Genomic DNA, 12149 nt, shown 5'->3' with positions numbered 1-12149 from the left:
AGATCACGGCGGACTGACCGCCGGCATTCGTTCCAGCATGCCGGGGCTGACCCACCGCATCCGACCCGGCATGGTTTTCCTGCGCCGGCCGCCGCCAGACCTGGAGACGCATTACGATGCCGGCCCGGTCAGCCGGCGCAGCGCCTCCACAGCCGCTCCGGGCGTGGTGAGCACCGGGACGGTCAACAGCGGCTGCACCCTCGCCAGCGCCCGCGCCATCGAGAATTGGCCGAGAACGACGACGTCGCAGTCCCGCAACCGCCCCGCGGCCTGGACCACGCGGTCGTCGTGACCGTCACCGTCGCCGCTCTTGAGCGCGGCCAGCGCGCCGTCGGCGACGGCAACCACGGCCTCGATCCGGCGGCCGGCGGCGGCGGCCATCGCCAGTAGCTCGGCGCGCAGCGAGTCGGCGGAGGGGCCGAAGCTGACGACGATCCCGATCCGGTTGCCCATCGCCATCGCCGCCTCGAATGCCGCCTCGTTCGGGCGGAACACCGGGATTGGCAGATACGGTTTGACCGCGTCGATGGCCGGGGCGAAGGCGGAACAGGTGAACAGGATGCCCGCCGTCCGCCCGCCCGCTCCCGCCGTGTCGGCGGCATAATCGGCCAGCGTGCGGAAACGCCCCATCATCGCCTCGTCGAGCCGGCCCGCCTCGGCCAGATCGACGGCGAGCGAGGTGTCGAGAAGGTCGAAGATCCGCGCCTCCGGCCAATGCGCCCGGAAGGCGGTTCGCGCCGGAACGACCGACTCCTCCAGTGCATGGATCAGGGCGATGCGCGGCCCCTGGGGAGGCGCCGTCATGGCGGCGTTCGTATCGTCGGTCACGGGTTTTCTCCCTCCTCTGCTTTCCGCCGGGCTGCCAGCGCCAGCATCAGCCCGCGGTCGCGCTCGGCCTCCAGCGTGGCGATGGAGCGCCCGGCGGCCTCCTGTGCGATTCCGTCGATCAGCAGACGCCGGACTTCCGGCGTCAAACCCGGGGTGCCGAGCGTCGCCCAGCGCCGCTCCTGGCTCGGCCCGAGATGGTCGAGGTAATGGGCCATGCCGCCGGGACCGCCGCCCAGATGATAGGCCATATGGGCGCCGATCACCGACCAGCGCAGGCCGGGGCCGTGGACCAGCGCCGCATCGACGTCGCCGACATCGGCGATGCCCTCCGCGACGATGTTCACCGCCTCGCGCCACAGGGCGGAGGCAAGGCGGTTGGCGATATGGCCGACCGCATCCTTCTTCAACGCCACCGTCACGCGCCCCAGGCTTCGGTAGAAGCTCTCGGCGCGGCCCAGCGTCCGCTCATCGGCGGCGAACAGTTCGACCAGCGGCATCAGATGCGGCGGATTGAAGGGGTGCGCGGTGATGAACCGGTCGCGCCGCGTCACGCCTGCCGCCAGATCGGTCCAGGTCAGAGAGGATGTGCTGCTGGCGATCACCGCGTCCGGCGGCGCCGCGGCCTCCACCTCGGCATAGAGGGCGTGCTTGACGGCGGTCTTCTCCGGCGCGTTCTCCTGAATCCATCCGGCGTTGCCGACGGCGGCGGCGGCCGAGGGGGCGACGGACAGGCGGCCGGGCCGGTCGGACACGGGGCCGAGCGCCCGCAACTGCGCCAGCAGCGGCTCCACGCGCTCCGGCAGGGCGGACAGCACGCCGTCGTCGGGATCCCAGGCCACCACGTCCAGCCCATGGGCCAGGAACAGGGCCGACCAGCTCTCGCCGATCAGGCCGCAGCCAAGCACCGCAACGGACGTGGTCGATTGCAGGGGGGACGGCATCGACGGGATTTCCTGGATTGTTGTTTTGGAGGAGAACATTGACCGAGCCGCCAGCGGAAGACAACCGCGCAGCCGCCGTTTGAACCGCCTTTCGCGCCGCCATCCGCGGCGGTTTCCCGCATCCGGCAGGAGCGCGTCAGGCCGGCTGCGGCGTCCGGCGCATTTCATCGAGACGGCGGGAGATCTGCTCGGCGAATTTGGCGGAGGCGACCGGCAGGGTGCGCCCCTTCTGCTGCCCCAGCACCAGCGGGCCGTGGGCCAGATCGATGTCGCTCAACGGAATCACCGTCAGCCCCGGTTCAAGGGCCGGAGAGGGGGCTCCGATCTCGATCTGGAAGGTTATGACCTTTCCGGTACGGGCGAGGTTGCGCAGCATCTCGAAGGAATTGGATTCCAGCTCCACCGACAGCTTGGTGGAACTGACCGCCAGCATCTCATCCAGGATTGTGCGCGTCCCGAAGCTGGCATCCGGCAAGGCGATGGGATAGGGGGAGCAATCGCGCAGACGCAGGCTCGGCTGGCCCGCCAGCGGGTGGTCGGCGGCCATGATCGCGACGACCCGCTGGCCGAGCGTCATCAGCGGCTGGAATTCCGCCGTCCGGCGCGGGCTGAAGATGATGGCGATGTCGGCCTCGAAATCGCCGAGCATCTTCAGCGCCGTGCCCTGGGAAACCACCAGGATCTCGAAGCTGACCAGCGGAAACTGCTCGCGGAAGGCCGATATCTCCTCGGCGAGGAAGGAGCTGACCAGTGCCTGGCTGCAGGCGATCCGCACATGGCCGCGCCGCAATCCCGACAGATCCTCGATCTGCGACCGCACGCGCTCCAAATCCGCGGCCTGGGCGCGCACCCAGCGGATGAAGCTCTCGCCCGCCGCGGTCAGGCGGATGCCCTGGGCCGAACGTTCGAAGATTTCCGCCCCCAGGTCTTCCTCCACATCCTGGATGCGCCGCTGCAGCGCGGAGGGGGTGATGTTCAGATGCTCCGCCGCCTTGCGCAGGGAACCGAACCGCGCCGCCTCGTCCACGTAGCGCCAGATACGCAGGTGCCTCATGCCGCTCAACTCTCCGGGTGTATACTTTTCGGCATCACCTTAGCAGAAAATCAGCGTTTGAGGTGATGTTCGCGCACGCATAGCCTTTCCCAGTCCCCAGGATGCGCCAAGCCGGACGTAACCGGCACAGGGGCTTCCTGCCACACTTCACGGGAGATGGCGGCCTCATGGGAAAGCTGTTGCACACCTGCTCCGCGGCCTTGGCGGGCGTTCTGTTCGGCGTGATCGGCGGCTCCCTTGGCGGCGCCGGCGCCGCGATGGCGGAAACCCCCGTCAAGCTGGTCCTCAACTGGAAGTACCAGGGGCCCCAGGCGCTGATCCTGCTGGCCGAGGACAACGGCTATTTCAAGGAAGAAGGGCTGAAGGTCACCATCGACCAGGGCGAAGGGTCCGGTGCGTCCATCACCAAGGTGGCGACCGGTTCCTACGACGTCGGGTTCGGCGACATCAACTCCCTCATCACGCTCGCCGCCAAGTCGCCGGACGAGGCGCCGATCGCCGTCTACATGATGTACAACACACCGCCCTTCACCGTCGCCGTGAAGGCGGATGGGCCGATCCGCACGCCGAAGGATCTCGAAGGCAAGACCATCGGCAGCCCGGCCAACGACGGCGCCCTGAAGCTGTTTCCCGCCTTCGCCACCATGGCCGGAATCGACGCCAAAACGGTCACGCTGACCAATATGCAGGCAAATCTGCGCGAGCAGATGCTGATGCGCGGACAGGTGGATGGCGTACTCGGCTATGTCAATACCATCACCTTCGGTGCCAAGGCGGCCGGCATGAATCCTGAAAAGGACTTCCGGTTCATCAAGTACGGCGACTACGGCATGGATCTCTATTCGAACGCCATCGTGGTTTCGCGCGCCTTCGCACAGAACAACGGCGAGGCGGTGAAAGGCCTTCTGCGCGCCATCAACCGCGCCACCAAGGACATGATCGCCGATCCGGCCACGGCCACCAAGGCGGTGATGAAGCGCGAACCCCTGCTGAACGAGAAGGTCGAGGTCGAACGCACCGTCGCCACCATCCGGCAGGAAATGAACCATCCGGAGATCGCGCGGATCGGACTGGGCGACGTGGATCCGGAGCGGTTCCAGCGCTCCATCGACATCGTGGTCAAGGCGAACGGGCTGGAGCGGACGCCGAAGGCGTCGGACGTTTTCACCGCCGCCTATCTGCCGCCCCGCGCCGACCGCCCCAGCCGCGTCGTCCAGTGACGCGCCTCCACAGAAAGAATGAAGGGCTAAGAGGATGAATCTGGATCTGAAGGGGCGGGTCGTGCTCATCACCGGCCCGGCCAAGGGCATGGGCGAGGCGGTGACGATGGCCTTCGCCGGCGAGGGCTGCCGTCTGGCCCTGATCGGGCGCGACACCGCAGCGATCGAACCGGTCGCGGCCCGGGTCCGCGCCGGCGGCGGGGAGGCCATCGTCATCCCCTGCGATATCACCAGCGAGGGACAGTGCCAGGGCGCGGCGGAGCGCGCGCTCGCCGCCTATGGCCGGATCGACGTGCTCGTCAACGTCGCCGGCGGCTCCGGCCCCATCGGCAAGACCGGGTGGGAGACCAGCCAGGCGGAGTTCGACGAGATCGTCAGGCTCAACATGACCGGCTGCTTCAACACCATGCGCGCCGTCATGCCGGCCTTCGCGGCCCAGCGCTACGGCAAGATCGTCAATGTCGGCGGCACCTTCGGGATGCGCGGGCGGGCGGGCCGGATGGCCTATTCGGCGTCCAAATGGGGCTTGCGCGGCATCACCAAATCCTTCGCGCTGGAGGCCGGCCCCTTCAACGTGAACGTCAACTGCGTCGCCCCCGGCATGGTCGAAGGACCGCGCTTCCGCGGCAAGGTCGTCCCCGAGATGGCCCGCCGCCTTGGCATCAGCGAGGAGCAGGCGGTCGAGCGCCACGCCGAAGACTATGCCCTTCGCCGGGTTTCCACCGGCGAGGACGTGGCCAACGCCTGCCTGTTCCTGGCGAGCGACCTGTCGCGCCAGATCACCGGCGTGGATCTGCCGGTGGACGGCGGCTGGGCGGCGCTGTGACCGCGCGCCCGGCGGATCAGAATCCGGCGGGCCAGAAGACGGAAGGACCGACCATGTTCCTGCAGAACGCCATACCGGCCGAAACGGCCGAACTGACCACGGCGGCCGGCCTCCAGCGCCCCGGCGCGGCATGGCCCATCATCGAGTTCGAGCGCGTCGCCGTCTCCTATGGGCGGGATGCGGCGGCGACCCAGGCGCTCGCCGAAAGCAGCTTCCGCATCGACGTGGGCGACTTCATCGCGCTGGTCGGTCCCTCCGGCTGCGGCAAATCCACGATCCTCAAGCTGGTGGCCGGTCTGCTGAAGGCGTCCAGCGGCCATGTCTTCGTCGCCCGGCGCGAGGTCGGGGCGGAAGACGTGCGCATCGGCATGGCCTTCCAGAATCCGACGCTGCTGCCCTGGCTCAGCATCCGCAAGAACGTGATGCTGCCGCTGAAGATCGCCCATCCCTTCCGCAAGGACTGGCGGCACAAGCGCAAGGGCGAGTACCGCGACCGCGCCGACGCCCTGCTCGCCAAGGTCGGGCTGCTGGACTTCGCGGACAAGTTCCCCTGGCAGTTGTCCGGCGGAATGCAGCAGCGCGCCTCGCTGTGCCGCGCCCTGATCCACGATCCGACCCTGCTGCTGCTCGACGAGCCCTTCGGCGCGCTGGACCAGTTCACGCGCGAAGAACTGTGGGCCACCCTGCAGACCCTGTGGATGGAGCGCCGGCCGACCGTGCTGCTGGTCACCCACGACCTGCGCGAAAGCGCCTTCCTTGCCAACCGCATCATGGTGATGAGCGCGCGTCCCGGCCGCATCCTGGTCGACGAGCGCGTGGACTTCCCGCGCCCGCGCACGCTGGAAACCACGGTCCAGCCGGAATTCAACACCCTGACGCACACCCTGCGCGGGCTCATCGTCGCCGCGCGGAGCGGTGGGGGAGCACAGCCATGACCGCCGTGAACCGTGAGAAGCTGGCCTCCGTCTTCCTCATCGCCGGCGTCTTCATCCTCTGGGAGGTCTCCTGCCTCGTCTTCGGCATCCGCGAGATCATCCTGCCGCGGCCGAGCCAGATCGTCGTCACGCTGATCGACCGCTGGCCGGCCCTGATGCCGCACGCGGTGCAGACGCTCTACACCACGCTGGTGGGCTTCGCGCTGGGCGTCGGGACCGGGGTGGTGATCGGGCTGCTGATCGGCTCCTCCCGCCTGGCCTACAACGTCGCCTTCCCGCTGCTGGTCGGCTTCTCCTCCATCCCCAAGGTGGCGGTGGTGCCGATCTTCGTCCTGTGGTTCGGATCCGGCACGATGCCGGCGGTGCTGACCTCGATGGTCATCTCGATCTTTCCGGTGGTGGTGAACATGGCGACCGGCCTCGCCACGACCGAGCCGGAGCTTGAGGACGTGCTGCGCACCCTGAAGGCGTCGAAGCGCGACATCCTGCTGAATGTCGGCCTGCCGCGTGCAATGCCTTATTTCTTCGCGTCGCTGAAGGTGGCCGTCACCCTGTCCTTCGTCGGGACGGTGATCTCGGAAACGGTGGCCTCCAACCGCGGCGTCGGCAACATGATGCTGCTCGCCTCCTCCAACTTCAACGTCCCCCTGGTCTTCGCCGGACTGTTCATCCTCGCCGGTCTGGGCATCGCGCTCTACGTGGTCTTCTCGCTGATCGAGCGCCGCGTCACCGGCTGGGCCAGCCGCAAGACCGAGTTCGCGGCGGGGTGACCGTTCCCCGCCCTTCCCTCCCCCATCGGTCCAACTCATCGGCATGGAGTATCGGCATGCTCACCATCACCCGTCGGGCGGCCCTTCTGGCCGGTCTCGGCCTCGCCCTCGTCGCCCCCTTCACCCCGGCCGCCGCCCAGGACCGCACGCCGATCCGCTTCACGCTGGACTGGAAGTATCAGGGCATCCACGCCTGGTACTTCGTCGCCCAGGAGAAGGGGTATTTCCGAGAGGAGGGCCTGGACGTCACCATCGACCAGGGTGAGGGCTCCTCCGCCACCGTCACCCGCATCATGTCGGGCGCCTACGATGCCGGGTTCGGCGACATCAACGCCGTCATCCAGCAGGCGGCGCAGAAGCCGGCCGAGGCGCCGGTGATGGTCTACCACATCTACAACAAGCCGCCCTTCGCGGTGCTGACCAAGGCGGACAGCGGCATCACCGGGTTGAAGGATCTCGTCGGCAAGAAGGTCGGCGGCCCGGCCGGCAGCGCCGCCACCCGCCTGTTCCCCGCCCTGCTGGAGCGCAACGGCCTGGATCCGTCCGGCGTCGAGGTTCTGAACATGCAGCCCAACCTGCAGGAACAGATGCTGATCCGGGGCGAGGTCGCCGCCTCGCTGGTCTTCAACGTCACCAGCTACGTCAACCTGATCCAGCAGGGGCAGAACCCCGACACCGGTTTCCGCTGGATCAGCTACGCCGACCACGGGCTGGACCTCTACTCCAACGGTGTGATGGTGTCGCAGGCGTTGGCGCGCGAGAAGCCGGAGGCGGTGAAAGGCCTGGTGCGCGCCATCAACCGCGCCGTCCTGGACGTGATGTCCGATCCGGCCGCCGCCGTGAAGACGCTGGTCAAGGTCGAGCCGCTGGTCGACGCCAAGAGCGAGCAGCGCCGCTTGCAGTTTGCCTTCGACGCCATGATGATCACCCCTGAAACGCGCGAGATCGGGCTGGGCGACCTGTCCGACGACCGGCTGGCACGCTCCATCCAGGCGATGACCGAGGCCTACAAGCTGCCCGGCAGCCCGGCGCCCGCCCAGGTCTTCGACCGCTCCTTCCTGCCGCCCCTGAAGGATCGGCGCGCAGTTCCCACCGCCGGATGAGGTTCCCGATGACGATCCGTTCCATCGCCTGCGCCGCCCTGCTCGACGGTCCCGATTACACAACGCGGGGGCCGGGGCGGCTGACGCTGCGCGACGGGCGGATCGCTGCGCTGGACAGGGCGGATCAGGCGCCGGGCGGGGCGGAAGAGGCGGCGGAGCCGCTGTTCGCCCTGCCGGCCCTGGTCAACGCCCACGACCACGGGCGGCCGATCCGGTCCAGCTCCTTCGGGGCGGCGGGCAAGCCGCTGGAGGTCTGGCTCAACTATCTGGCCCTGATGCCGGCGGTCGATCCCTATCTGGCCGCCGCGGCCTCGCTGGGGCGCAGCGCGCTCGGCGGGGCCGGAGCCGTGATGGTCCACTACACCCGCGCCCAGGGGCTGTCGCCGCTGCCGGAGGAGGCGGCGGAGGTGGCCCGCGCCGCCCGCGACATCGGCCTGCGGATCGCCTTCGCGGTGGCGCTGAAGGACCGCAACCCGCTGGTCTACGGCCCGTCGGAGGAATTGCTGGCCCTGCTGCCGGAGGACGCGCGGCGGGAATTCGCGCGCCGCACCGCCGCAGCGCCGCTGTCCCCCGCCGACCAGATCCGGCTGGTGGAGGAGGTTGCCGCCGCGGCGGAGGGCGAGATGGTGAACGTGCAGTTCGGCCCGACCGGCGTGCAGTGGTGCTCCCCGGAGCTGTTGCAGGCCGTGGCCGACGCCTCCGCCCGCAGCGGGCGGCGCATCCACATGCATTGCCTGGAAACGCGCTACCAGCGCGAGTGGGCGGATCGCCGGTTCCCGGACGGCCTGTTCCCATACCTGAAGCGGATCGGCCTGCTGTCGCCGCGCCTCACGCTGGCGCACTGCACCTGGATCCGGCCGGAGGAGATGGACATCCTGGCCGAAACCGGCGTGACCGTGACGGTGAACACCGCGTCCAATCTCGGCCTGCGCTCCGGCATCGCGCCGCTGGCGGAAATGGTGTCGCGCGGCTGCCGGGTGGCGCTGGGCCTCGACGGGCTTGCCTTCAACGAGGACGACGACGCGCTCGGCGAGATGCGGCTGGCCAACGCGCTGCACCGGGGCTGGGGCTTCGACGTCGCGGTGAGCGAGGAGGAGATGCTGCGCATCGCGCTGGTCAACGGGCGGGCGGCGGTCACCGGGCGGGAGGAAGGCGGCATCATCGCCCCCGGCCAGCCGGCCGACCTGCTTCTGCTTGACGCCGGCGCGCTCGATTCCGACCGGCTGCTCGACGGCCTCTGTCCGCGCGACCTGCTGTTCGCCCGTGCCGGCGCCGGCCACATCGCCGAGCTGGTGGTCGCGGGACGCAGCGTCGTGCAGCGCGGCCGGCTGACCGGCATCGACCACGCGGCGGTACAGAGCGAATTGCTGGCGCGGCTGCGCGCCGGCATGGGCGGCAGCGCCGCGCTCCAGGCCGCGCTGCCGGCGCTGGAGGACGCCATGCGGCATTACTATACCGCCGCCCCCTGCTGCTGATCGGCTTTCCGAATTCCTTCATCAGGACGATACAATGCCGCTCGACCTCGCCCCCACTCCCGAAAGCGTGCATTGGGGGTTCTTCGACGGAACGCTGCCACCGGTCGCCGAGATCGCCAGCGGCGATGTCGTGACGATCCACACCATCAGCGGCGGGCCGGAGGATCTGCCGCCGGACGGGCATGGCATGACCGTCCGGCCGGAGCATCGCCGCGTTCTTAATGCCGTGGAGCCGGGGCCGGGGCCGCACATCATGACCGGGCCTATCGCGGTGCGCGGTGCGGAGCCGGGCGATGCCCTGCGGGTCGAGATTCTGGAGGTGTCGCTGCTCGATGATTGGGGCTTCAACCTGATCCGCCCCGGTGCCGGGGCGCTGCCCGATCTGGTGCCGGAAGGAGGGCGCGTCCATCTGCCCATCGACCACGCGCGCGGCGTGGTGCGGATGCCCTGGGGGCTGGAGATCCCCGCCCGCCCCTTCTTCGGCGTCATCGGAACCGCTCCGCCGCCGGCCGCCGGGCGGCTGACCTCGATCATTCCCGGTGCCTTCGGCGGCAACATCGACAACAAGGAACTGACGGCGGGCGCGGTGCTGCACCTGCCGGTCTGGACCAAGGGCGGGCTGCTGTCGGTGGGAGACGGTCATGCCGCCCAGGGCGATGGCGAGGTCTGCCTGACCGCCGTCGAAACCGGCCTGACCGGGCGCCTGCGCATCGAATTGGTGAAGGGGGCGGGACTGGCCGGGCCGTGGGCGGAAACGGCTGAGCATGTGATCACGATGGGCTTCGACCCCGACCTGGACGAGGCGGCCCGGCTGGCGCTCCGCGCCATGATCGCGCTGGTCACCGCCCGCACCGGCCTGTCCGCCGAAGACGCCTACCGCCTGTGCAGCGTCGCCGCCGACCTGCGGGTCACGCAGCTGGTGAACCGGCACAAGGGCATCCACGCCCTGCTTCCGCGCTGGGCGCTGCAGGGCGCGTCCTGAAAACGCAGACGCCCTCTCCCGTTCCGTGGGGGAGAAGGCGTCGCAGGTCAGCCCAGGGCGATCTCGAACTCCTTGGCGCCTTCCCACAGGACCAGCCGGCCCAGCTCCGGCAGGTTCTCCAGGCCGGACGTCAGGGTGATGAAATGGTTTCCGGCGAGCTGGCCGACCTTGCTGGAGAAGCTGACGCCGCCATAGGCCAGCAGGATTTCCGTCTCGCTGATGCCGCCGGGGTAGAGGATGATCTGCCCCGGCGCCGGATGGCTGGTGTGGTTCTCGAAGGGAACGGCGAAGTCGGTGTCGCCCAGAGGCACCCACACGCCCTCGCCGCTCCAGCGGACATGGACGACGCTGCTGCGGAAGGGAAGCCGCGCACGAAGCGCGGCGACCGTTTTCGGCGCCTTTTCCGTTTCGAAGCGCGCTTCGAAGCGGAAGGGGCCGGCGGTGACGAGAAGTTCGCTCATGGCCGGTTTCCCCTTCAGGGCATGTCGGCGGAGGCCGGAACGGCCGTCACCGCCGCGATGGTCTTGTCGGTGTTGCGCGGCTCGGCCGGCGGCATGCGCTGAATGGTGTGGACCGAGCGGCCATGGCCCTTCATGGTCTCGACCAGGGAGCCGTCGCGCACCACGAAGGCCCCGCGGACCAGCGTGTGCTTGAGCTTTCCCTTCACCTTGCGCCCATGCCAGGGAGAGATGCGCGACAGGGAGTGAAGATTGAAATCGTCGATCACCCACTCCTCGGACAGGTCGAAGATGGCGAAGTCGGCGTCGGCGCCCGGCAGAATGGCGCCCTTCTGCGGGTAGAGGCCGAAGCTCTTGGCCGGGGCCTCCGAACTGGCGCGGACATAGGTGTGGATGTCCATCCGGCCTTCCGCCACGGCGGTCAGCATCAGCGGCATCTGCGTCTCGACGCCGGGGAAGCCGCAGTCGCAGTTCCAGATCACCGACCGCGTCTTTTCCTCCGGCGTGTGGGGAGCATGGTCGGTGGCGATCATGTCGATCGTGCCGTCCTTCAGCGCGTTCCACAGCGGTTCGTGACAGTCGGCCTCGCGCACCGGCGGGTTCACGCGGATGACACCCTTGCAGCGTGCATAGTCGTCGGTGCTCAGCATCAGGTAATGCGGCCCGGTTTCCCCGGTGATGTCCACCCCGCGGGCCTTCGCCTCGGCCAGCGGGCGGAGTTCCTCCTTGGAGGAGATGTGGAGGATGTGGATGCGCGCGCCGGTCCATTCGGCCAGGGTCGCGGCGCGCTCCACCGCCTCCACCGCCACCACCGCCGGGCGGGAGTCGAGATGGGCGAGCGGATCGTTGCGCCCGGCCTCGCGCAGGCGCTTCTCCCGCCGTTCCATGATGGTGTTGGTTTCGGCATGGAGGCTGACGCGCATGCCGGTCGGCGCGACGCGCTCGAACAGTTCCAGCATGGCGCCGGTGTCCGGCGACGGGATGCGGCCGAAGGTGTTGCCCATGTAGAGCTTGAATCCGATCACCCCGCCCTCGACCAGCCCTTCGACATGGTCGAGCGATTCCTCGCCCAGCACCGCGTAGAGGCCGAAGTCCACATAGGCCTTGTCGGCGGCGATGGCGTGCTTGGTGGCCAGGATCTCCGGCGTCGCCACGGTCGGGATGGTGTTCGGCATGTCGAAGACGGTCGTCACGCCGCCGAACGCCGCGGCGATGGTTCCGCTGGACCAGTCCTCCTTGTGGGTATAGCCCGGATCGCGGAAATGCACATGGACGTCGATGCCCCCGGGCAGAATGGCGAGTCCGGTCGCATCCAGCGTCTCGGCCGCGGGCGGCATCGTTTCAGGCGCGCCGATGGCGGCGATCCTGCCGCCGCTGATGGCGATGCTGGCCTGGAAACGCGCCGTGGAGGTGACGATATCGCCACCATGGATCACGAGGTCGACAATAGAGTCGGTGCCTGCCACCGGCTGTTCCTTCATCGTTTTAAGTCCGGAATTGGGTGTGGGGGATCGTGTCGCGTCGCGGACGAATTGAAGGCTAGGCAGCGCGGCGACT

General features: G+C 68.8%; 12 protein-coding genes. 7 read left to right on the top strand and 5 right to left on the bottom strand.

Annotated elements, in window-relative coordinates:
• Positions 1 to 111: 111 nt before the first annotated feature.
• The 3 genes from DM194_RS21845 to DM194_RS21835 all read right to left on the bottom strand — a co-directional run bounded on the left by DM194_RS21845 (position 112) and on the right by DM194_RS21835 (position 2823).
• Positions 112 to 828, bottom strand: coding sequence for an aspartate/glutamate racemase family protein (locus tag DM194_RS21845; protein ID WP_342792457.1), 717 nt, complete (start codon positions 826 to 828; stop codon positions 112 to 114).
• Positions 825 to 1769, bottom strand: a complete 945-nt coding sequence (locus tag DM194_RS21840; RefSeq protein ID WP_111069642.1) for a 3-hydroxyacyl-CoA dehydrogenase NAD-binding domain-containing protein — start codon at positions 1767 to 1769, stop codon at positions 825 to 827. Before DM194_RS21840 ends, DM194_RS21845 begins: the two co-directional genes overlap by 4 nt.
• A gap of 136 nt (positions 1770 to 1905) precedes the next feature.
• A complete protein-coding gene (locus DM194_RS21835) occupies positions 1906 to 2823 on the bottom strand; it encodes a LysR family transcriptional regulator (RefSeq protein WP_111069641.1) in 918 nt (305 codons plus the stop codon).
• A gap of 167 nt (positions 2824 to 2990) precedes the next feature.
• Here DM194_RS21835 and DM194_RS21830 point away from each other — a divergent pair, with 167 nt between their 5' ends.
• From DM194_RS21830 to DM194_RS21800, 7 genes are read left to right on the top strand one after another with little or no spacing between them, the layout of a single operon-like run.
• The gene (locus DM194_RS21830) at positions 2991 to 4043 is read left to right on the top strand and encodes an ABC transporter substrate-binding protein (protein ID WP_111069640.1); all 1053 of its coding nucleotides are present in this window, start codon (positions 2991 to 2993) and stop codon (positions 4041 to 4043) included.
• A gap of 34 nt (positions 4044 to 4077) precedes the next feature.
• Positions 4078 to 4869 (top strand): SDR family NAD(P)-dependent oxidoreductase, encoded by a 792-nt coding sequence (locus tag DM194_RS21825; protein ID WP_111069639.1) that lies wholly within the window; start codon positions 4078 to 4080, stop codon positions 4867 to 4869.
• 53 nt (positions 4870 to 4922) lie between these two features.
• On the top strand, positions 4923 to 5804 hold the full coding sequence (locus DM194_RS21820) for an ABC transporter ATP-binding protein (protein WP_111069758.1): 882 nt from the start codon (positions 4923 to 4925) through the stop codon (positions 5802 to 5804).
• Complete coding sequence (locus tag DM194_RS21815) at positions 5801 to 6574, top strand: ABC transporter permease (RefSeq protein WP_111069638.1); 774 nt, start codon at positions 5801 to 5803, stop codon at positions 6572 to 6574. The genes DM194_RS21820 and DM194_RS21815 overlap by 4 nt, the downstream gene beginning before the upstream one ends.
• A gap of 56 nt (positions 6575 to 6630) precedes the next feature.
• Positions 6631 to 7677, top strand: a complete 1047-nt coding sequence (locus DM194_RS21810) for an ABC transporter substrate-binding protein (protein ID WP_111069637.1) — start codon at positions 6631 to 6633, stop codon at positions 7675 to 7677.
• An 8-nt stretch (positions 7678 to 7685) separates the two neighbouring features.
• Positions 7686 to 9152, top strand: a complete 1467-nt coding sequence (locus tag DM194_RS21805) for an amidohydrolase family protein (protein ID WP_162630156.1) — start codon at positions 7686 to 7688, stop codon at positions 9150 to 9152.
• A 34-nt stretch (positions 9153 to 9186) separates the two neighbouring features.
• Positions 9187 to 10134, top strand: a complete 948-nt coding sequence (locus tag DM194_RS21800; protein ID WP_111069635.1) for an acetamidase/formamidase family protein — start codon at positions 9187 to 9189, stop codon at positions 10132 to 10134.
• Between the two features lie 47 nt (positions 10135 to 10181).
• On the opposite strand, the gene DM194_RS21795 is transcribed toward DM194_RS21800, so the two are convergent.
• Positions 10182 to 10595: a DUF3830 family protein gene (locus tag DM194_RS21795; RefSeq protein ID WP_111069634.1), complete on the bottom strand. Its 414-nt coding sequence runs from the start codon at positions 10593 to 10595 to the stop codon at positions 10182 to 10184.
• A 14-nt stretch (positions 10596 to 10609) separates the two neighbouring features.
• Positions 10610 to 12073, bottom strand: a complete 1464-nt coding sequence (locus tag DM194_RS21790) for a dihydroorotase (RefSeq protein ID WP_111069633.1) — start codon at positions 12071 to 12073, stop codon at positions 10610 to 10612.
• Positions 12074 to 12149 lie beyond the last annotated feature (76 nt).

It is taken from the genome of Azospirillum ramasamyi, from assembly GCF_003233655.1.
In the GTDB taxonomy this organism is placed as follows: Bacteria; Pseudomonadota; Alphaproteobacteria; order Azospirillales; family Azospirillaceae; genus Azospirillum; species Azospirillum ramasamyi.
This window is presented reverse-complemented; position numbering and strand designations above follow the sequence as displayed.